Origin of the sequence: Photobacterium damselae subsp. damselae (assembly GCF_038086725.1) — a bacterium.
Lineage (GTDB): Bacteria > Pseudomonadota > Gammaproteobacteria > Enterobacterales > Vibrionaceae > Photobacterium > Photobacterium damselae.
This window is the reverse complement of the sequence record NZ_CP146971.1, coordinates 529,912-550,176: the sequence shown is the minus strand read 5'-3', so window position 1 is coordinate 550,176 and position 20,265 is coordinate 529,912. Positions and strand designations below refer to the sequence as shown.

General features: G+C 36.0%; 20 protein-coding genes and 1 riboswitch. Of the genes, 12 read left to right on the top strand and 8 right to left on the bottom strand.

Going from position 1 to position 20,265, the window contains the following annotated elements:
- Positions 1 to 225: 225 nt before the first annotated feature.
- The 3 genes from WAX86_RS17305 (at position 226) to WAX86_RS17295 (ending at position 3,315) form a co-directional block, all read left to right on the top strand.
- Entirely contained in the window at positions 226 to 534 is a 309-nt protein-coding gene (locus tag WAX86_RS17305; protein WP_044178434.1) for a helix-turn-helix transcriptional regulator, read from the top strand.
- 528 nt (positions 535 to 1,062) lie between these two features.
- On the top strand, positions 1,063 to 2,529 hold the full coding sequence (locus WAX86_RS17300; RefSeq protein WP_237034129.1) for a cyclic diguanylate phosphodiesterase: 1,467 nt from the start codon (positions 1,063 to 1,065) through the stop codon (positions 2,527 to 2,529).
- Between the two features lie 135 nt (positions 2,530 to 2,664).
- Positions 2,665 to 3,315, top strand: coding sequence for a MarC family protein (locus tag WAX86_RS17295; RefSeq protein WP_176285177.1), 651 nt, complete (start codon positions 2,665 to 2,667; stop codon positions 3,313 to 3,315).
- A gap of 50 nt (positions 3,316 to 3,365) precedes the next feature.
- Here WAX86_RS17295 and WAX86_RS17290 read toward each other — a convergent pair whose 3' ends face one another.
- Positions 3,366 to 3,749, bottom strand: coding sequence for a VOC family protein (locus WAX86_RS17290; RefSeq protein ID WP_036765703.1), 384 nt, complete (start codon positions 3,747 to 3,749; stop codon positions 3,366 to 3,368).
- 173 nt (positions 3,750 to 3,922) lie between these two features.
- On the opposite strand from WAX86_RS17290, the gene WAX86_RS17285 reads away from it, so the two are divergent.
- The 3 genes from WAX86_RS17285 (at position 3,923) to WAX86_RS17275 (ending at position 6,731) form a co-directional block, all read left to right on the top strand.
- Entirely contained in the window at positions 3,923 to 4,444 is a 522-nt protein-coding gene (locus tag WAX86_RS17285; RefSeq protein WP_068968629.1) for a DUF2058 domain-containing protein, read from the top strand.
- 326 nt (positions 4,445 to 4,770) lie between these two features.
- Positions 4,771 to 6,477 carry a phospho-sugar mutase gene (locus tag WAX86_RS17280; RefSeq protein WP_341489774.1) on the top strand — a complete coding sequence of 569 codons (1,707 nt, stop codon included), beginning with the start codon at positions 4,771 to 4,773 and terminating at the stop codon, positions 6,475 to 6,477.
- A 74-nt stretch (positions 6,478 to 6,551) separates the two neighbouring features.
- Entirely contained in the window at positions 6,552 to 6,731 is a 180-nt protein-coding gene (locus WAX86_RS17275) for an ATPase (protein ID WP_341489773.1), read from the top strand.
- Positions 6,732 to 6,802: 71 nt separating this feature from the next.
- Here the strand turns inward: WAX86_RS17275 and rodA are convergent, their stop codons facing one another.
- A complete protein-coding gene (gene rodA / locus WAX86_RS17270) occupies positions 6,803 to 7,900 on the bottom strand; it encodes a rod shape-determining protein RodA (RefSeq protein WP_005305248.1) in 1,098 nt (365 codons plus the stop codon).
- Positions 7,901 to 8,175: 275 nt separating this feature from the next.
- On the opposite strand from rodA, the gene WAX86_RS17265 reads away from it, so the two are divergent.
- Complete coding sequence (locus tag WAX86_RS17265) at positions 8,176 to 9,087, top strand: ROK family protein (protein ID WP_005305245.1); 912 nt, start codon at positions 8,176 to 8,178, stop codon at positions 9,085 to 9,087.
- A gap of 186 nt (positions 9,088 to 9,273) precedes the next feature.
- Here the strand turns inward: WAX86_RS17265 and WAX86_RS17260 are convergent, their stop codons facing one another.
- The 3 genes from WAX86_RS17260 to WAX86_RS17250 form a co-directional block, all read right to left on the bottom strand.
- Positions 9,274 to 10,281: an adenosine deaminase gene (locus WAX86_RS17260; protein WP_086367948.1), complete on the bottom strand. Its 1,008-nt coding sequence runs from the start codon at positions 10,279 to 10,281 to the stop codon at positions 9,274 to 9,276.
- A gap of 89 nt (positions 10,282 to 10,370) precedes the next feature.
- Positions 10,371 to 10,470, bottom strand: a riboswitch (purine riboswitch).
- A 114-nt stretch (positions 10,471 to 10,584) separates the two neighbouring features.
- Positions 10,585 to 11,700, bottom strand: coding sequence for a Bcr/CflA family efflux MFS transporter (locus WAX86_RS17255; protein ID WP_341489772.1), 1,116 nt, complete (start codon positions 11,698 to 11,700; stop codon positions 10,585 to 10,587).
- 123 nt (positions 11,701 to 11,823) lie between these two features.
- On the bottom strand, positions 11,824 to 12,240 hold the full coding sequence (locus WAX86_RS17250; protein ID WP_151171513.1) for a lipocalin-like domain-containing protein: 417 nt from the start codon (positions 12,238 to 12,240) through the stop codon (positions 11,824 to 11,826).
- Between the two features lie 133 nt (positions 12,241 to 12,373).
- On the opposite strand from WAX86_RS17250, the gene WAX86_RS17245 reads away from it, so the two are divergent.
- The 3 genes from WAX86_RS17245 to WAX86_RS17235 all read left to right on the top strand — a co-directional run bounded on the left by WAX86_RS17245 (position 12,374) and on the right by WAX86_RS17235 (position 14,254).
- Positions 12,374 to 13,246: a LysR family transcriptional regulator gene (locus tag WAX86_RS17245; protein WP_341489771.1), complete on the top strand. Its 873-nt coding sequence runs from the start codon at positions 12,374 to 12,376 to the stop codon at positions 13,244 to 13,246.
- A gap of 162 nt (positions 13,247 to 13,408) precedes the next feature.
- Positions 13,409 to 13,630 carry a hypothetical protein gene (locus WAX86_RS17240; RefSeq protein WP_341489770.1) on the top strand — a complete coding sequence of 74 codons (222 nt, stop codon included), beginning with the start codon at positions 13,409 to 13,411 and terminating at the stop codon, positions 13,628 to 13,630.
- 156 nt (positions 13,631 to 13,786) lie between these two features.
- Entirely contained in the window at positions 13,787 to 14,254 is a 468-nt protein-coding gene (locus tag WAX86_RS17235) for an HIT family protein (RefSeq protein ID WP_341489769.1), read from the top strand.
- Between the two features lie 44 nt (positions 14,255 to 14,298).
- Here WAX86_RS17235 and WAX86_RS17230 read toward each other — a convergent pair whose 3' ends face one another.
- Positions 14,299 to 14,778, bottom strand: coding sequence for a MarR family transcriptional regulator (locus WAX86_RS17230; RefSeq protein ID WP_341489768.1), 480 nt, complete (start codon positions 14,776 to 14,778; stop codon positions 14,299 to 14,301).
- 357 nt (positions 14,779 to 15,135) lie between these two features.
- On the opposite strand from WAX86_RS17230, the gene WAX86_RS17225 reads away from it, so the two are divergent.
- Complete coding sequence (locus WAX86_RS17225) at positions 15,136 to 16,029, top strand: DMT family transporter (RefSeq protein WP_237035909.1); 894 nt, start codon at positions 15,136 to 15,138, stop codon at positions 16,027 to 16,029.
- 348 nt (positions 16,030 to 16,377) lie between these two features.
- On the opposite strand, the gene WAX86_RS17220 is transcribed toward WAX86_RS17225, so the two are convergent.
- The gene (locus WAX86_RS17220) at positions 16,378 to 16,584 is read right to left on the bottom strand and encodes a hypothetical protein (protein ID WP_044179746.1); all 207 of its coding nucleotides are present in this window, start codon (positions 16,582 to 16,584) and stop codon (positions 16,378 to 16,380) included.
- A 438-nt stretch (positions 16,585 to 17,022) separates the two neighbouring features.
- Here WAX86_RS17220 and WAX86_RS17215 point away from each other — a divergent pair, with 438 nt between their 5' ends.
- Positions 17,023 to 17,472 (top strand): GNAT family N-acetyltransferase, encoded by a 450-nt coding sequence (locus tag WAX86_RS17215; RefSeq protein WP_341489767.1) that lies wholly within the window; start codon positions 17,023 to 17,025, stop codon positions 17,470 to 17,472.
- Positions 17,473 to 17,912: 440 nt separating this feature from the next.
- Here WAX86_RS17215 and WAX86_RS17210 read toward each other — a convergent pair whose 3' ends face one another.
- Positions 17,913 to 19,940, bottom strand: a complete 2,028-nt coding sequence (locus tag WAX86_RS17210; RefSeq protein ID WP_341489766.1) for a DUF885 domain-containing protein — start codon at positions 19,938 to 19,940, stop codon at positions 17,913 to 17,915.
- Positions 19,941 to 20,265: the final 325 nt, after the last annotated feature.

Here is a 20,265-nt window from a genome sequence, read left to right as displayed (position 1 = left end):
AAAAGTTAGATTTTTATTCTTTATTGGTATTTTAAAGGGCTGATTGTGATTTTTATATTACACTAACCGTAAATCTAAAATATTCAATGATGTCGGTTTTTAATTACATATGAACTAAAAAAATAGACATAATAAGCTTATAATTGATATGCTCTATAAAAACATATTGACTATTAACTGATATATTAATAACTTCGAGATTACTATTTATTTTAGGTTTATCTAATGCATGTTTTAATTTTGAGGGCAAGAAAATCACAGAATATTACTCAACTCGAAATGGCTAAAAAACTTGGAATATCAAGACAAACGTATGTTGATATTGAAAATGGGGTACGAGTTCCAAGAGTTGATCTGTTAAATAAAATTTCGGAGATTACTAATAAACCCGTAAGTTATTTTTTTGAGAGAAATAACCCGATGGATTGTGAGAGGTTACTTGGGTTGTTGTCAGAGCTAGAACCTAAGAGACGTGATTGGTACATGAAATTATTTGAAAAAATTCTAGAAGAAGAGTTAGATTTTTCTTCTTAAGTAGAATTTATAAATGTTTCTGATAATCCTTCGAATTCAAATTTCTTGTAAATTTTGTTTTGAACTGTGTTTTTAATGTGTTTATTTAAAATTAATTGAGTTTAAATGGTATTTCTTTAAGGGATTTATATACTGTACTATATGTTAATTCGGCAATGAAGCTTAGGCTGATAATAAAAAATAATACTATTGTTGAATGTTGTTCTGATTTTTGTTCATGATTTATTTTTTTTGCGATGAAAAATTTATAATATTGCTAACTAATAAATAAATATGATTCTAATGACCATCTTTGATTTTTATATTAATATTCTTATCAAATAAAAATTAGGATTTATATAATAATGAAAGTATATCTTCAGCTAAAAAAAGAGTTAGACTTCTTGCGCTCATTGATGTTCGATTTAATCGATATGGGTGAATTTGAATATTTTGCCAAAATATATGATGACTATCATCTAAGACTCGCAAATTTTTCAAAATGTTATGAAGAAGTCTATGGTGAATTGTTAATAATTGAGCCTCAAGATGACAAGTTGTATAAGAAAGATCTTATCCGATAAGAAAAAGCTAGTCTGTACAGTATCACTCCTTATTTGGGGGGTATTCTCAATTGCATTATTAAGTGCAACTTACTTATCACACCTAGCATCTTTAAAAGAAAGGGGGAATTTAGCAAGATCTCAAGTTGAAGAAATGCTTGCTAATGCTCAAGCTGGTATCAATAAAGCATTACGTTTGGAACTGGATGATTGTGATAAGTCATTGTATGAATTAAGAAATATTGTTGCAGTTACACCAGATATTCGAACGATCAGTTTAGTCCGCAATGGTTATATGTATTGCAATTCAATCATAGGTAAACTCTCACCAGAAAGAAAAATTGGTAATTACCAAGAGCGATTATATGTACGACATAACAGTGCATTAGACCATTCTCCTGTTATGATCTTAACGCAGAAAATATCCAAGTCGCAATGGGTTAGAGTTGGTATAAGTGAGTATTATTTATTAAGGGCATTGCAACGGATTAACGGTGATGGCGCTGTCGTTATTAAAGTAGGTAATACATCATATAATGAATTCGGTATTATAAAGTCCAAATTAGACAAATATGAATTTTATAAGAAATCAGTTATCTATCCGTTTTCAATATATCTAGACAATAAATTTACTATTGATAATAAAACAATAACTTATCTACTTGTATTAGCTTTTATTTCATTTGGTTTAGCTCTGCTAGCAATGCGTTTTCTCACTGGTCTCAATTGGGCAAAATTTGAGGTTGAAAATGCAATTATTAACAACAAGATAAAACCTTATGTTCAACCAATCGTTGATGATAATGGTGATATTGTTGGTGGCGAAATTCTAGCTCGCTGGATAAAAGATAATGGAGAGATTGTACCTCCTAATGTCTTTATACCAACAATTGAGCAATATGATTTAATGGTACCAATGACACTCAGTTTATTAGACCAAGTTATTGAATATCAATCTCTTTATCATTACAAAAGACTGCATTTAAGTTTTAATGTGACTGAAGCCTGTCTAAATGATCCTAAAATTAAACAGGTTTGTCGCATATTAAGTCGTTATTGTGATGTGGTTTTAGAATTAACTGAAAATCAGCAACTGGTTCAGACTGATACTGCTCAAACTATGATGGCAAGTATGCGTAAGTTCGGTGTAAAGTTTGCTTTAGATGATTATGGAACGGGATACTCAACACTCGATTATCTACGGAAGATTAAATTTGACTATTTAAAAATTGATAAGTCTTTTGTTGATCATATTACAAGTGATGATGTTTCAAACGCCATCATTGACAATATTATTGCCTTAGCTGATCGGTTAAATATTCGAATTATCGCTGAGGGCATTGAACAGCCCGAACAAGTTGAGATTTTGAAATCTCGAGGTGTTATTTATTTTCAAGGTTACCTTTATGGAAAGCCTATGTTACTCGATGAGTTCGCTACAAAGCTTGTTTGAGGTAAATAACAGGGATGTTGTTCTGATATCGCATAATTATTCATAACTTGAATATTAACTTAGCAATATTCTAAATTACTGATATGCTATAAATGTATCTATTTTGTAAAAATATCAATAATTTTAAGGATCGTTATGCACGATATTGGAACGATGGCTGTAAGTGTGTTTATGGGTTTTTTTGCGATGATGAACCCGTTTGCTAATACAGCAGTCTTTGTCGGAATGACAGGGGGATTACCTGCCAAACAAGTACGAGCTATTGCTTTTAAAGCTTTGGTCACTGCTTTTGCAATTATTGCTGCATTTAGCTTTTTAGGAAAAGGAATTTTTGAAGTATTTGGCATTACTTTACCTGCTTTAAGAATGGCTGGTGGAGTATTAGTGTTTTTGGTTGGCTATCACATGTTACAGGGTAACTCATCATCAATGCATTCATCTCAAAATGCGAGCCAAGATAGTGATAATAACTCAGACCAAGACATTGCCATATCTCCACTTGCTCTACCTCTTTTAGCTGGCCCAGGCACAATTGCCACTGCAATGAATTACTCAGCGGCAGGTAATATGTTACATATCATTATTACTATTTCTGCTTTTGCGGCACTGTGCTTAATCACTTATGTTTGTTTTATCTATGGGCCAAAGCTTATCGAAAAAGTAGGTCAGAGCGGTATCAGCATTATCACTCGTTTAATGGGATTGATTCTAACTGTCATTGGTATGCAAATGGGCATTCAAGGCGTACATGATGCCATTGTTCTATTTAATTCTACTCCTGCCTAAATACCACTAAATAAAAGCTAGATTGAGCGTAATCTAGCTTTATTAGTGTCCTAATCTTCATACAATTCAAGTGGTAATCCATCAGGATCCATGAAAAAAGTGAAGTGTTTACCCGTTAATTCGTCGATTCTAATAGGCTCTACATCAATATGGTGCTCTAGAAGATGATCGATCACCTTGTTGATATCATCCACAGCAAAGGCTAGGTGTCTTAGTCCCTGTGCTTCTGGATAGCTTGGCCGTTTAGGGCTGTTAGGAAAAGAAAAGAGCTCAATTTGAGAGTGATCAGGCAGAGTAAGATCAAGTTTATAGGAGTCTCTTTCTGCTCGATAAGTTTCCTTTACAATAGCTAAGCCTAAAATATGATTATAAAAATGCTTAGATTTCTCATAGTCTGAGCAAATAATCGCTGCATGATGTATTTTTTTTAGCATGTTATATGTACCAATAATTAACTTACTTGAGTATTCCAATAGGTTAGAGTTGGTTCTGCTTAGTAGGTATCTGCAAATAAGTTGGGTATAATGAAAAAATTACTGTTATTTATCTTATAGAAAAATTGAAAATCGAGTCAATCTATAAGGTGACGATTATTGTTGGAGCAATCATGGCCAAACTGACCCTACAAGAGCAAATGCTAAAAGCAGGTCTTGTTGATAAGAAAAAATTGAAAAAAGCGGTTAAAGGTAGCAAAAAATCTCGTACGCAGGCAAAAGAAGCAAAAGCAGCTGTTGAAGCAAATCGTCAAGCTCAACTAGAAAAAGACAAACAGCTGAATCAACAGAAGAATGAGGCTGCGCAAGCAAAAGAGATTGCAGCTCAGGTTAAGCAATTAATAGAGATGAACTGTATCGACCGTACGAAAGGTGAAGAGGGTTATAACTTTACTGATGGGAGTACGGTTAAGACTTTATACGTTACTCCGGAACTTCGTGACCAATTAATTAAAGGTCGTCTTGCTATTGCGCGGCTAGGGGAGAGCTATGAGCTAATTCCTGCTGTTGTTGCAGATAAGATTGCACAGCGAGATCAGGAATCAATTGTTGTGAATAACACGGTTGATGAGACAGTCGTTGATGAAGACGATCCATATGCTGATTTTGTGATTCCTGATGATCTAATGTGGTAACTCCATAGCATTATTTACAGGGTCACAGATACTTATCTATAAGTAACCTCATTAATAAACTTACACCCAAGTTAATTTGGGTGTAAGCCTTTCTGGCTCTTATTCCTTACTTCCTTTCACTATACTAATTTTCTAGTCTCTCTTTATCTGGTCTATCTTTAATTGATGTTGTTTTATCGATTGCGCTCTTATTTGTTATTTTAAAATTTAATTTTGTAATAAAAACAATAAAAAGATAATGCGAATCGATATCATTTGTGCTTTATTGGTATCATTATGTGGTTCTCTGCTGTAATGGGTAGAAACAAAACCAATAGGAATAGAGAATGAAAACAGAAATCAGCCGCTGGTTAGATCGAGATCCAGATCCAAAAACGCGTTTAGAATTAGAAGAGCTTGTTGCTGCTCACAATATAGCTGAACTTGATGAGCGTTTTCGTGGTCGCTTAGAGTTTGGTACAGCAGGTCTTCGTGGCGTTGTTGGGGCTGGGCCGAATAGAATGAATCGTTTGGTGATTCAAGAAACAGCAACGGGTCTTGGTCACTATTTAATTGAGACTATTGATAACGCAAAAGAGAAAGGGGTCGTGATTGGCTATGATGGTCGACCAGATTCTAAGCAGTTTGCTCATGATGCCGCGGGTATGTTAACGGCTCTTGGTATTAAGGTTTATCTTACTTATAAAGTGGCTCCAACTCCTGTGGTTGCTTTTGGTGTTCACCATTTAGGTACTGCTGCTGCAATTGTAGTAACAGCCAGTCATAATCCACCAGAATACAACGGCTTTAAAGTTTACTGGGAGAATGGCGCACAAATTATCCCGCCACATGACAGTGGTATTGCATCCGAAATTGATAAAGCGGCAGCAACGCACTTACCTCATGCCGATCTTATTCAAGCTGAGCAACAAGGTCTGTTGATTTGGTTAGACGATAAATATTATCAAGACTACCGTGCAGCTCAAAATCATAACCCATTACTGCAAAATCATACTAAGCCAGAAGGTATAGCAATCGCTTATACTGCAATGCATGGTGTAGGGGCTGAGATGGCTGAAACACTGCTCAAAGATGCTGGATTTGAGCAAGTACATAGTGTCGCAGCTCAAAGAGAACCTGATGGTGCATTTCCAACAGTAAAATTCCCAAATCCGGAAGAAGCTGGTGCAATGGATATGGTGATTGCAGAGGCTGAAAAATATAATGCAGTATTGGCTTGTGCTAATGATCCTGATGCTGATCGATTTGCAGTAGCGGTAAGAACAGAAGATGGCAATTATAAAATGCTGACAGGGGATCAGGTTGGTATTTTATTTGGCCATTACCTATTAAATCATGCGCCAAGTGATGAACGCTTAGTTGGTAATACAATTGTGTCATCCAGTTTATTAGCGAAAATAGCCAAAGCAGCAGATGCGACATTTTATCAAACATTAACCGGCTTTAAATGGTTGACCAATGTTGCGATGCAAAAACAGACAGATCAAAACAAGTTCCTGTTTGCGTATGAAGAAGCTCTAGGGTACACCATTGGCCGTACTGTGTGGGATAAAGATGGTTTATCTGCTCTGGTTGCATTTGCGCAGTTAACAGCAGAGCTTGCTGCTCAAGGTCTCACTGTATGGGATCGATTGGAATCTATTTATCGTGAGCATGGCTTATACATTAATGCACAACGCAGTTTAGCTTTAGATCCAACATCTCCGCCTGTAGGTGATACATTGCGCCAAAATCCACCTTCAGAGATTGCTGGTTTAGCGGTAGAAGTGATTGATGACTTAAAAGTATCACTCAAAACCTTTGCTGATGGAACTGTTGAGGCAATCGATTTACCATCAAGTGATGTGCTTATTTATCATCTTGCCGGTGGAGCACGCGTTGTTGTTCGTCCGTCAGGTACTGAGCCAAAGCTTAAATGCTATTACGAAATTGTTGAGCCGATGACACATGAAGATAGCCTGTGCCATTCTCAGCAGCGAGCACAGCAAGCAATGGATGATCTTATTGATAAGCATCAAGCCTCTCTTGCCTAATAGTGCTGATTTGTAATTTATTTTCAGTATAATGAAAGACAGATTGATAATAATTGACTTAAATAGAGATGACTATGCTTGAGAATATGAATCTGTCTATTCCAGAAGATATCAAAAAAGAGCCAGAGCTACCGATTCCGACTCTTGAAGAGCAGAAAAAAATTGTTGCAGAGTTAAAGCGTTTAGAAGAAACTGGCGAGTTAACTCCTGAAATTCTTCATGCATTTATGACTGGCGAACGTAAGCCTGAGTAAGCTGAGAGAGTTTTTCTCATATTAAAAAAGAGAGCCTAAGATGGCTCTCTTTTATTATAAAAAATAAAGAGTTACTTCCTACTTTGCTCAACAATACTGGGCTTTCGTAAGTTAAGCGACATAATCATGCCAAAGATAGCTCCTTGAGTAATAATGGCTGAACCACCGTAACTAAAGAAAGGTAAAGGGCTTCCCATTACGGGCAATACACCACTCACCATACCTATATTAATAAAGCTATATAAGAAAAAGCTAAGTGCAAATGCTGCGCTTACCAATCGGCTAAATGGCGACTCTGTTTGACAGGCTAACCACAATACTCGAGCGGTAATAAATAAGTAGAGCGCAAGTAAAACAACACTGCCGATATAGCCCCATTCTTCTGCAAAAGTCGAAAAGATAAAGTCGGTGTGGCTTTCAGGTATAAAGCCTAAGTTACCTTGAGTCGCATCCATCCAGCCTTTCCCTTTGATTCCACCAGAACCAATAGCGATTTTTGATTGGATAATTTGGTAACCTGCGCCAAGTGGGTCTGATTCTGGGTTAAGAAACTGGGTAATACGTTTTTTCTGATAAGGTGCCATAACAAAGTACCAACTAACAGGTAGTGATACCGCGACAACGCCTAAAACAGATAAAATGATTTTCCACGCCATTCCCGCAAAATACAGAACAAATAACGCATAAATGATGGTAAATATCGCACCATCTAAATCAGGTTGAATAAAAATCAGACCAGCAGGAACCGATGTAACTAATAAGCAAAGAAAAATCTTCTTAATCGTTGGTCGACCTGCATCCGCAATAATAATCCACGCCATCATTAAAGGAATGGCTACTTTTACTAGCTCAGAAGGCTGGAATCTAATTGGCCCAATTTCTAACCAACGTTGTGAACCATTGGTGCTATCACCTAATACAAACACACCAACAAGCAAAAGCACTGTTAAACCATATAGATAAGGCGCGGAACGCTGATAGCGAAGGGGGGAGATACATGACATAAAGATAAGTGCCCCAATTGCTAATGCCGCACGTACTAAATGGCGCTCTATAATTGGTTCACTAAAGCTACTTGCACTCCATACCGATAACGTACTGAGCGTTATTAAAGTCAGAATGGCAAATAATAATGGATAGTCAATATGTGGTTGGAATCGTTTAAACATTTGCTGTTTGTATACCCACTCAAGAAGAATAATTGAGGTTTATAAAAGTGCGGACACTTTGAGGCTGACAGGGGGGAACTGCAAGCGTTATTTCTGTTTTTTTTGCTATCATTGTTATTTTTATAAATAAATTGAGCAAATATTGATATTGTAAATGTATGATGATTTGCTATGTAAATTTGTCGAGATAGAAAAGAAAAAGCAAGAGAGTAATCACGCCTGTTTTCACTGATAACTGGTATATTCTGACGTCTTTAGTTAAATGGAAATGATTAATGAAAAATGAGCAATACTACTGGGGTGTTGATCTTGGTGGTACAAAAATTGAGTGTGCTGTAATTGACCGCAATACTGAAGAGTGTGTTGTAAGAGAGCGTATTGCAACAGAAGGCCAGTTTGGTTATGAGCACGTACTTAATCGAATTAAAGAACTCATCGATCTCTGTAAAGAAAAGAGTGGTATTACTCCTGCTCGCATTGGTTTTGGTACACCAGGGACATTAGATCCTAAGCTAGGTGTAATGAAAAACTGCAACTCAACCTCACTTAATGGTAAACCTCTAGATAAAGATCTTGAGCGTATCTTAGGTTGTGATGTAGTACTGGCTAATGATGCAAATTGCTTTGCTTTAGCTGAAGCGCATTTTGGTGCTGCAAAACGTCTTAAGCCTGATGCTGAAGTTGTGTTTGGTATTATCATGGGAACAGGTGTTGGCTCTGGTATTGTCGTTAATGGCAAGGTTATCAATGGCTGCCATGGTATCGGAGGTGAATGGGGGCATAATGTTATCGAACCTAATGGCCGTGACTGTTACTGTGGTAAAAAAGGCTGCTTAGAAACCGTTATGTCGGGTAAAGGTTTAGAAGCATATTACCAGCAGTTAACTGGCCAAAACTTACCATTACCTGAAATTGTAGCTAAAGCGCGTTTAGGGGATGAAGATGGCATTAAAACCCTCAGCCGTATGATTGAAACCTTTGGTCTGGCTGTTTCTCAAATTATTAATACGATCGACCCTGATGTGATTGTTGTAGGTGGCGGTGTCGGTAATATTGATGAACTCTATGAGCAGGGGCCAAAAGCTATTTTAGCGCATTTATTTAATCCAGAGCTTAATACTTTGATTGTAAAACCCGATCTAGGTGACAGTGCTGGGGTCTTTGGAGCCGCTGCTCTTGTGAAATAAGATAAAATTAATAAAACAAAGCTCCTAAATTATGGCAAAGGGGCTTTGTTTTCATTAAAGAAATGAATACTGCTACCTATGTTTTTAAATTATAAATTTATTGGGTAGGGAATAGCTGTAGCTTCATCAAGACCCAGTGAAACATAAGCCTTGATGAATTTTGGTCAATGATGCGTATTGGAGCGACTATGCGTTTTGGGCTAAATAAGCCTGAACTTGATGTCGATAAGCTGCTTTTTGCTCATCGCTAATAAAACTTGCATTAATAGCATTGGTAGTCAGTTGTGCTAACTCATCTTTTGTCATGGAATGAGCATTATATACAGACATAAAATTATCGCTCATATAACCACCAAAATATGAAGGATCATCTGAGTTAATTGTCACGGCTACACCTTTACGTAATAGCTCGATAATATTATGTTGCTCCATGTTATCAAATACACGAAGCTTGATATTTGAAAGAGGGCAAACAGTTAATGGCATTTGTGTTTCAATCAGTTGCTCGATTAATTTTTTATCATCAACACAGCGTACACCATGATCGACTCGGCTGACTTTTAACATATTAATCGCATCAATAATATTTTGGGCTGGACCTTCTTCACCTGCGTGAGCGACTGTCTTTAGACCTGCTTGTTTAGCCATCTGAAAGACTTGTTCAAACTTCTCCGGTGGATGGCCAAGCTCTGATGAATCTAACCCGACACCAATAATCTTATCTTGATGTTGTAAAATAGAGGATAAAGTTTCAATCGCACTCTCTTGAGATAGGTGACGTAAAAAGCATGCAATAATATGAGATGAGATCCCAAGTGATGCTTTACCATCAACTAAGGCTCTATGAATGCCATTGATAACCGTTTCAAATGAAATTCCACGGCTTGTATGTGTTTGTGGATCAAAAAATATTTCAGTATGAATAACATTATCTTGTTTACAACGCAGCAAATAAGCCCAAGTTAAATCGTAGAAGTCTTGCTCGGTACACAATGCGCTAGCTCCTTGATAATAAATATCGAGGAAGGACTGTAAATCTTCAAATTGGTATGCTGCTCGAAGGGCTTCTGGTGAATTATATGGAATAGCGACTTGATTTCGTTGTGCAAGAGTAAACAGTAACTCAGGCTCTAAAGAACCTTCGATATGTAAATGCAATTCTACTTTTGGCAATCCCAGAATAAAGTTTTTCATCTTTGACCTATCAAATCATTAAACTAAAACAAGTTGCTCTAAGAAAACGAATGTGTGATAAGCCATATACCGTTACTCAGAGCAAGATTACTGTAATCTATACTCTTCATAATCAGCACTTTCCGGGGACTGGTAGAAACCCCCAAACCATATTATTGGGGTTATACGAAGAAAACATGGATAGTTTATCAAAATGTTTGGATTTTACAACAACCGAGTTTTTCTGAGTCATATAGGGTGAGAGTGTCAATCAATATGCAAGGTAATGCATAGTGGCACATTGTTTGACACAATCAGTTGAGGTTAATGTTTTTTATTGGATATAGAATATTTAATAAAATTAATAATGATAAAAATACCAATATAAGTTATAGCTAACTCAATGGGTGTGACCTTAAATAATCCAATTATGTATGTTACAGAGAAAACAATTAGGCCAACAATCGTACCGCAGAGAGAAGTCGCCATCCCAGCTTGCTTTGGGAAAAGAGTCATAGTGATTGCTATCGCATTTGGTACTATTAATCCAATGAATACAAAAATAGCAAAAATTGGCACTGTGAGAGTGAATATATTTTGATGGAAAGTCATCAATAACAACATCACAATTGACGAAATGCTCGATAATATAATCCCTGATTGTAAGATACTTTTATTATCATATCGAATAATTAAGTAGCGATTAATCATTGTGCCTATAAAATAAGCACAACCAAGAAACATCGCTAAGTTACCATAAAATAGAATACTATAATTTAGTTTAACTTCAATTAAATAAGGTCCGATAGTGTTAAATATTAGAACCGTACTGTAACTTAAACCATAAATAATACTCAGTAATGTAAACTCTTTATTAGTTATAATGATAGCTAAATTAGTGGTGAAATTTTTTGCATTAAAATGAATAATATTCTTATTAGACTCTTTAAAAAGCAATGTACAAACAAAAAATAAAATAATGCCATAGACAGTGAATAGATAGAAGTTAGCTTGCCAGCCAAATTTATCTGCAAGGTTAGCACCAATAAAAGGAGCAACGATAGGTCCAATAGCCCAACTTAGAGCAAAGTAGTTGGCCATTTTCTTCAACTCTAAACCAGAAAAAAGATCAACAATGATCGCCCGCATTCCTGAGGCTAAGCCTGCAATAGCTAATCCCTGTAATAATCGCAATAAATTCAGATAGATAATAGAATAGGACACTATACAAAGCATACTCGATATCGAGAATACCATTGATGATGCAATAAATATTTTCCGTCTGCCATAACTATCGGATAGAGACCCCAATATAATTTGGCCTAACCCATATCCGAGTAAATATAAACTGATAGTTAGCTGAATATATGAAATATTAGCATGATAGAAATGAGCCATATCAGGTAAAGATGGTACATATAAATCGATACCAATACCCATTAAAAATGATATGGATACAACTAGAAATAAAGCAATCTTTTGTTGTTTATATAGATAATGAGTCATATATTTATTAGGATATTTTTAGTAATAGCCTAATCCTCAGTTGATTTGTTTTTGATTTTATTTTTTCCACACTAATGTTGCTGTACTCATTTTTCCATCTATACCAACTTGAGGTAATGTATCGATAACTAACATATTATCTTGAAATGATATTTTTCTCTGAAGGGTTAAACCGAGCCAAGATGGATCCCAAGAAACTTGAATATGGAAATTACATACATCATTTTCGAAATCAAATTTGGCCATATACGCCATCATATTTTTATACAGAAAATCATTTCTTTCGCTCTCTTTAACTGAGTCAATAAGATGCTGTCTGTCAGAAGTAATCATAACACTTACAATATTGTCTTCAGTGAAAATTATTTTTCCTTTGGGTTTTTCTCCCATAATGTCAGTTTCAATATGTGTATCTAGTACAGTATGTTTAAATGAAACGAGTTCCCATGCACCATATAAGTCTGAAATATTCATTTTATGCTCCAGTAATGACTATTAAGTATTGTAAATATAGTGGTTGTTCAAATGTTTAATGCATTATAGAGCAAGCATTAATGCAAAAAAGCTGCAATAATGTCACTATGAATCGACAATTTTGCAGCACCTTATGAATTGGGATGACATACAATACTTATTAGCTCTTGGACGAGAAGGTACTCTTAGAAAAGCCGCAGCAAGTTTATATGTTGATCAAGTTACTGTCGGGCGAAGGATCGCAGCCTTAGAAAGTCATTTAAAGTGCCAGCTCTTTGTTAGAAGTAATAAAGGGTATGAGTTAACTTTTGCTGGTCAGCAAGCATTTTACGAAGCAACTAAAATAGAATTGGCGGTATCGGGTTTAGTCAAAAAAGTAAAAGGGTTTGATCAACAGCTGAGTGGTGATGTCGTGATATCTACAACAGATTCTGTTGCCATTGATTTTGTCACGACAGCGGTGAAGCACATCAGAACAATTGCACCAGATCTTAGAATCAAACTGGATGTAACTACGCAGATTTGTGATATGACAAAACGAAATGTTGATATTGCAATCCGAAATATTCGACCGAAAAATTCAGATCTTATTGTAAAACGTTTATTAAAATCACCAATGTATCTGTATGCCAGTGAGGATTATATTGGGCATAATCGTCCGTCTAAAAGTGTTTCTTCATTAGATGATTTAGATCTTGTTGTCCATGCCCCTATGTTAGAAGCTAATGCATCAACTCTGTGGGGGTTATCAATGGAAAATGCAAGAATCGCCTTACTTGCTGATAGTAGTTTGTTGCTAAGATCGGCAATTAAAGGTGGGATTGGTGTTGGTTTTTTACCTGAATTTATGGCAAAAAAAGATAATCTGGTCTCTATTTTTCCTGATTACCATATCGATACCGATTATGAATTATGGATGGTTACACATACCGATACTATTAACTCGGCTAAAATTCGTTTAGTTATCAATATATTAAATGAGATATTTGCTAAGTCGGATTGCTAATAGCTCGCGGGACGCCTCAATTTATCACCTTGTTAAGGTTCTGTTGAAGAGTGAATTGTTAACCTCTAAGCTAATATTAGAGGTTAAGTGAAATGGGGTAGAGTGATGGTTTGTAAACCCTTCAATAAAAGTCGATTTCTTAAAAACTATATAGGTGTGTTAATGCTAATGTTAACCTCATTCTCTAGTTATGGCTTTGTTGGTGAGGTACATGAACCTATCCCAGAAATAAAAGCGCCCTTTATGGTTCATCAACACACGAAAGAGTGTGGGCATGATTTTTTGACTTATTTAAAAGAAAGACAAAAACAGCAAGACCAACAAGTAAATAATACAGATAATAACAACACAAATACTCCCAATGATTGGCTAGTTATTGAGTAGATTATTTTTATGTAAATGTCATTTCTTTTTTCATATTGCCTATTATTTTGGTATACAGTTTCCAACTCTTTATCAAAAAATATCACTATTTTAGTAGTAGTGAAGGGATTTAGTTCGCTGTATATTGAGGCTATCTAAATAATGGGAGTTGTGGATATGGCATGTATTTTTTGTGAAATTGTTAAGGGTAAATTACCTTGCCATAAGGTATGGGAAGACGACAAACATTTAGCGTTTCTTTCTATTTATCCAAATACAAAAGGTTTTACTGTTGTTATCCCTAAAAAGCATTGTTCTAGTTATGCTTTTGCGCAGTCTGATGAAGTGTTATGCGATTTAATTGTAGCTACAAAGAAGGTCGCTCTGCTCTTAGATAAGTCTTTTGATGGTGTAGCTCGAACAGGTATGTTTTTTGAGGGGTATGGCGTAGATCATTTACATAGCAAGCTTTCGCCAATGCATGGCACGGGTAACAATTCTGAGTTTCAATTGATAGAAGCAAACATTGATAAATTCTATGATAACTATGAAGGGTATCTGTCATCACATGATTGGCATCGAGCTGATGATAGTGAGCTAGCTCAAATTGCGGCTCATATTCGGTCTGTAGATGCCAAAGAATAAAAGTAGAGTCCGTAATAGGACTCTATTTCTTCTTGACCATCGTATTACGGAAGCAGTTGGGTAAGTGAAGATTTTAGTTGAGCCACTTGTGTATCACTTAACCCATTAAATAATTTGCCCATTTCGTTAAAAAATTCTGGTGCAGCCTTCACCATTAATTCGACACCATCATTAGTTAGCGAAATTTTTACAGACCTTTTATCGACTAAGTCATGTCTTCTTGTTACTAAGCCTTTTGAATCAAGTCGATCAATTCTATTGGATAGGGCTCCAGACGATGGTAGTAGGGTTCGCTCCTTGAGTTCTTTTGCTGTTAGTTCATAAGAAGTACCTGAACGAAAAAGTGTAGCAAGAACATCAAATTCAGAAACATTAATCCCATAATTTTTACAAAAGTTATTTCTAGCATCAGATATGAGCGAACCAAATCGTACAAAATACGTAGCAAGTTCAACAGTATCTTTATCTAAATTTTTATCCGCTGATAACCATTGCTGTATAACATCTTCATTGCTGATATTCACATTAAATCCTTACGCTCTGTGGCTATGCTAGAGCTTATTTTCTATTTCGATACTTTATTGCGTTCAATTTCACGCTATAAAAAATGATTTTACCTAAAGCACAGATAATACGAAAAACCATATAAGCTAATGATATAACGTCAATTATTAGAAAGATAATTCTTGTGATTATAAACTTAATAATTGTTGCTGTTAATGAAGTTGTAATCATATTACCTCTTGATTTATTTCGATTTTATTACTGGTTAGTATTAACAATCATCTATAGTCGCGTATTACTATCTGGTTTGAATTAACTTTACTAATAATTTATGTTTACGTAAAGTATGTTTAGTTAAACATAAATTGAGGCGTCAAATGAAAATATTTTTAGCCATGTTAGCCCCTCTTTTGTGGGGGACGACTTATATTGTTTTATCTGCGGAGTTTGTTGGTTGGTCACCGTTTGCCTTGTCGGTATGGAGAGCACTGCCCGCAGGATGTATTCTCTTTTTAATTAAACCAACATTTCCCAAACTGGCTGAATTACCTGCTATATTGCTAATTGGCTTCCTTAATATTGCTTTATTTTTTGGATTATTATTTGCAGCCGCAATGCAAATTCCAAGTACGTTGGTTGGTGTAGGCATGGTGGCTCTGCCTGTGGTTGGTCTGGCAATCATGGGCGTTTTTCACCAAATTAAGCCTTCTCTAATTCAGATAATCTCGGCAATAATCCTTGTCTCATGTGCTACATTTTTGTTTATTACCAGCTCTGTTCCAATTAGTTTCGGCGCTGTATTGTCACTTGTTGGAGCAATGACGGCTCTAATCAGTGGAAGTATTGTCGCAAAGCACGTTATGAAGAAAATACATTGGTGGAAATTACTTACTTGGAAGCTGATATTTGGCGGTTTGATTTTAATTCCAATGGCTTACTTGGATATGAGATATAGCAGTAAATCGTTTGTGACTCCTGTCCCTGTTAATGGAGAACAATGGGCCGCGATGCTTTGGTTAATTGTAGGACTTACTTCATTAGCTTACGGTGCTTATATTTATACGATACCGAAGATTTCTACTAATGAACTTAGCTTTTTTGGGACATTTAATCCTATTCTTGCGATGATCCTTGGTGCAACTGTAGCAGGAGAACCATTTAGTCGGATTCAAGTTGTTATTATGGGAATAATGGTAGCGAGTAATCTTGTAGCTCAGTTTCTTGAATATAAAAAGAAGGTGTCTACAGAGCAGGAGATTATCGATTACTGATAGGATCCAAATATCCTAGTATATTAAATAGTACTTAGCTGAAAAATAAAGGCTACGAATCAAGTAGCCTTAGTCATATTCTGATCACATCAAAATTCAATTGCTTCGCTTCCAACGAGAGATCATTTCATGCGTTACTTCTCGCTCATAGCAAATAGGAGAATAGCCACCAGGCTTACTCCATGCCACAGCGAGACCCATTGCTTGTTACAGGACATCGACCTGAATAAGAGCGTATAGATTGCTTGATGATTTCTTGTTTGATTTTTGAATTAGTCTTTGCACTTATGATGGAAGGCTAATTGCTAGAGCTATAATTACTAAATATAGCTTCATTACTGTACTAACTTAAGATGTATGACAAAGGCTTGAGCAGTGTACACAGCCATTAGCTTTTGGATAATATTTTTTCGCTTCAATCACGGCATCACCACAATATTCGAAACAACCTAGATAACCTTTTTTATGTATTTGTGATAGATATGGACAGTTTTCTGAATGAACTTCATGATCACCATTTGCCTGAGCATTTTGATTTACATAATAACGAGTCATAACATTCCTTATACTTTATCGAGCGGAAATAATATCTTGCTACTATTTACGACTTAATCAATAGTCAGTTACTTTATGTGTGTATTGTTGCATAAATTAGTTATAACTTTTTCTATAGTTGCAGAAGATTATTCTAACTAATGTCTCATTTACTTGTTATGTCTCGGGACGATTTGTATCTACTTCGTTCATCAACATATGGAGATACCTATGAGTAGATCTGTTGAGTTACTAGTCCGCATAATCTAAATAATGCATCGAAAAGTAGGTACAACTGTGCAGAAGCTATCAAAAAAATCGTTCTAGTTGTGGAGTATATATTCACCATATCTGAATTTATATATTACATTTTATATTATAAATCTTATTTTACATATACTTTTATTTGTAGCTGAGAAAACTTGGGTATCTAATAGTGAACAAATATTGAGGTGTATTATGTTTTCAGTAAAAAAAGCAACATTAGATGATTTAAGTAAAATATCGCCACTATACGAAGAGTATTTAACGTTCTATCACGTAGATTTCTCAGATAAGAATCCGCAGAAGTATCTAGAGGAACGTTTATCAAATAACGAATCTGTTATTTATTATGTAGAGGATGATAGCGGTAATTATGTTGGTTTCACTCAATTGTACCCATTATTTTGCTCTCTAGAAATGAATCGTACATGGTTACTGTATGATTTGTTTGTTGCTGAATCAGCTCGTTGTCATGGTATTGCACAACTACTTCTAGACCAAGCGGATAAATTAGCTAATGAAACGGATGCTTCGTTTATAATGTTAAGTACTGCCATTGATAATTTTAAAGCTCAAAAACTTTATGAAAAAAATGATTATGAAAAAGATGTTGAGTTTTTTACGTATTTAAAGCACTTGAAATAATGAATATTGCTTCTTTCATAAAGTAGGCTATTTAACTCATGTTAAGTCTCGATTATTTATCGAGACTTTTTCATATTTGGAATTTGTTATGTTTAGTAGAACAACATTCGCTATCAGTGCAGTATGAGAACAGTGGTCGTTAAATCTTTGGTCATTGCTTAAATAGTAGCTTAGGCCACTACATTAACATTAAGTACGATGGGCATAAGTGAGCCCAATAAATACATCGTGAAATGGTTGAATCATATGACTAGAGGTAGTGAGCTTCGCTCCGTATGTATTGAGTAAAGTCCAGATATCCTGCAATATATTGTTGGCGGTTAAGAAATCTAATTCCTAACCGCTTATTAAAGATTAGTTAAAATTAATAATTAGTAGCTCGTCATATTTAGTCTGCTACGTTTTGCAGCAACTGTGGCTGTTTATCTTTTTAACAAGTATTATTTTTGGGTTTTGATCCAATTCTTAATACTTGTTTCAACAACTTCCATTGGTTGATCACCATATTTTAGCAGTTGATCATGGAAGCTCGCCCAGTCAAATTTGTTGCCTAACTCATTTTGGGCTAAAGCAAGCATTTCCATGATTACTAAATACCCAGACTTATAAGATACGGCTTGCCCAACATAGGCCGCATAGCGGAAACTTTCAGATTCGATATCTCCATCACCCAAAGCAGAATTTTGATTCATATAGTTTTGTGCATTTTGGATACTCCATCCTTTTGCATGGATCCCAGTATCTACGGCTAGTCGCATGTTACGTAATTGTGCCTCATTTAGACTACCGAAATATTGCAAGGCGTTACATTCCTCAGCATCGTTATAAATACCGCCTTGGAAGTGGGTATAGTCGAGATCAGGTTTGCACATTCCTGTAGCATTAATAAAGGTTGGTTTGCCTTCAGCGTTTAGTTCACCATAAATACCCATCTCCAGACCTAACCATTCAGTGTACAGCGCCCAGCCCTCGGCATATGCAGTATAGCTAACACCTTTGATGTAATCTGGTTTATCTTTTGGTGGATACTCAATGGAATAAGCATTTTGGAAATGATGACCAGGAGCCGCTTCGTGGAGTAATAGGGTAGAGACATTCCATTTCTGAAGACTATAATTTGGATTAGTATTGAGGTTAAACTCATTACCACCGTAGGAGGCTACGCCATCATATTTCTCGCGGTTAGCAGGAACAGGAACGATGGTGTAATCGGTTTTAATTGGCTTAAAGTATGAGGCAACAATGTTATTTGCATCATTTTTAAAGGTGTTATAGTCGATAAGAGCCGCTTCACAAGCTGTTTGGTCGGATGCCGCTTTGCACAGATTAGCATAAGGTGTATCAGAGATAGTCCGACCGTCACGGCCATAGAAAAACTGTTCACTGTTGAGATAATCGAAAAACTCATCGAGGTTAACGCTTGTATCTGCATTTACAAGATTAAACGTACGCTCTTCGACTATGCCATCTGGGTTACGCCATTCGGCTTTAATCGTCTCACCTCGTTTTTTGATGATCAATTGAGCGACTCGAATCATTTCGGCCTTAGCATCGGCTACCAGATCTTCACCGAGCTTGTTCAATTCCATCGCTGATTTGCCCGTTGTACTGTTACGATCAAGCTGCCATTGATACCATGCTTGACCATTTGGTAGATCGCCCCAACCGATATTGGTGTCAGTAATGTTATTTGTTCCGCGAGCGCTCTTGAAATAGTCTGTTTGTAAGAAACTAATAATATTGTCGACTGCTCTTTGGGCATCATTTACGGCTTTTTGGTATTCAGCTATAAATTCGTCGCTATAATCAGCATTACTAGATGCTTTGATATCGTCCAGACCTATCTCTAGTAAACCATAAGGTTGTCCATTGATAGCCATAGCTTCAACGGTACTATTAATAAGGCGAGTTGTTAGTATTTTGGGTAGCTGAGCTCCATCGATAATTGCCAGCGAGTATTGTGATTGTAAATTATTGACCCAAGACGTGAACTCCCTAAGCACCTGAATATGTTTGTGGTAAGCTTCAGGGGATTCTTGTTTACTGCCTGCGGCACTGGCATTCCAGTCTATGTAGTTATAAAAGTGGGTGATGGGAATATCAAAGTTACCGAAACGAGGGTTGGGAAATGAAGCTCCTCTGATGGCAAGATTACGGTCAAATTGGAAAGTATCGTAGTAGATTTTGTCTTCGTCAGACAGTGCATCGCGATTGATTTGTTCTAATTTATCAAGATACATTCGGTCTATCCCCTGACGTGAACTTGCCATTTGGTCTGTTACTTGGCCGAAATGGGTATTGTCGAGGGTGTGGGTTGCATTTTGATAGTTACTTAAGACTGTCCGTAATTGTGTTGCTGGTGGTTCAGTATCTTTAGGCTGTTCGACAACAGTAGTATCATCATTACAGCCACTGAGCATAAGTAAACTGGTTATAGCAAAGGTGTAAGGTAAGGAGTATTTTTTCATTATTCTAATCCTAATATTTTTATCGTATCACTGGTTTTGCCTGCATTGCGGGCTCAGAATAAGTTATTTGATTTGGGTGATTCAGTTTGTGAGCAGGATCAGGGAATATATCTTTGTTTTTATATGTGAAAATAGAATATTCACGGAATTATGCTTTCATGCAAAGAGGAGATGATTTTATAAGTACTGAAGCTGTTTAGACTGGATAAAATTCCGATAAAACATTCAGGGTTATTGCCTTTTTTTGCTGTTATAAATTAAAAAATGTGGATTGATTCACAATTATTTAATGTTGTATAGCTACATCCTTACTTTTTATTCGCTT

Excerpts from the sequence above, each read along its gene's own strand:
- WAX86_RS17305 (WP_044178434.1), top strand. The coding sequence starts at position 226 with ATGCATGTTTTAATTTTGAGGGCAAGAAAATCACAGAATATTACTCAA.
- WAX86_RS17300 (WP_237034129.1), top strand. The coding sequence starts at position 1,063 with ATGACAAGTTGTATAAGAAAGATCTTATCCGATAAGAAAAAGCTAGTC.
- WAX86_RS17295 (WP_176285177.1), top strand. The coding sequence starts at position 2,665 with ATGCACGATATTGGAACGATGGCTGTAAGTGTGTTTATGGGTTTTTTT.
- WAX86_RS17290 (WP_036765703.1), bottom strand. The coding sequence starts at position 3,749 with ATGCTAAAAAAAATACATCATGCAGCGATTATTTGCTCAGACTATGAG.
- WAX86_RS17285 (WP_068968629.1), top strand. The coding sequence starts at position 3,923 with ATGGCCAAACTGACCCTACAAGAGCAAATGCTAAAAGCAGGTCTTGTT.
- WAX86_RS17280 (WP_341489774.1), top strand. The coding sequence starts at position 4,771 with ATGAAAACAGAAATCAGCCGCTGGTTAGATCGAGATCCAGATCCAAAA.
- WAX86_RS17275 (WP_341489773.1), top strand. The coding sequence starts at position 6,552 with ATGCTTGAGAATATGAATCTGTCTATTCCAGAAGATATCAAAAAAGAG.
- rodA (WP_005305248.1), bottom strand. The coding sequence starts at position 7,900 with ATGTTTAAACGATTCCAACCACATATTGACTATCCATTATTATTTGCC.
- WAX86_RS17265 (WP_005305245.1), top strand. The coding sequence starts at position 8,176 with ATGAAAAATGAGCAATACTACTGGGGTGTTGATCTTGGTGGTACAAAA.
- WAX86_RS17260 (WP_086367948.1), bottom strand. The coding sequence starts at position 10,281 with ATGAAAAACTTTATTCTGGGATTGCCAAAAGTAGAATTGCATTTACAT.
- WAX86_RS17255 (WP_341489772.1), bottom strand. The coding sequence starts at position 11,700 with ATGGGTATTGGTATCGATTTATATGTACCATCTTTACCTGATATGGCT.
- WAX86_RS17250 (WP_151171513.1), bottom strand. The coding sequence starts at position 12,240 with ATGAATATTTCAGACTTATATGGTGCATGGGAACTCGTTTCATTTAAA.
- WAX86_RS17245 (WP_341489771.1), top strand. The coding sequence starts at position 12,374 with ATGAATTGGGATGACATACAATACTTATTAGCTCTTGGACGAGAAGGT.
- WAX86_RS17240 (WP_341489770.1), top strand. The coding sequence starts at position 13,409 with ATGCTAATGTTAACCTCATTCTCTAGTTATGGCTTTGTTGGTGAGGTA.
- WAX86_RS17235 (WP_341489769.1), top strand. The coding sequence starts at position 13,787 with ATGGCATGTATTTTTTGTGAAATTGTTAAGGGTAAATTACCTTGCCAT.
- WAX86_RS17225 (WP_237035909.1), top strand. The coding sequence starts at position 15,136 with ATGAAAATATTTTTAGCCATGTTAGCCCCTCTTTTGTGGGGGACGACT.
- WAX86_RS17220 (WP_044179746.1), bottom strand. The coding sequence starts at position 16,584 with ATGACTCGTTATTATGTAAATCAAAATGCTCAGGCAAATGGTGATCAT.
- WAX86_RS17215 (WP_341489767.1), top strand. The coding sequence starts at position 17,023 with ATGTTTTCAGTAAAAAAAGCAACATTAGATGATTTAAGTAAAATATCG.
- WAX86_RS17210 (WP_341489766.1), bottom strand. The coding sequence starts at position 19,940 with ATGAAAAAATACTCCTTACCTTACACCTTTGCTATAACCAGTTTACTT.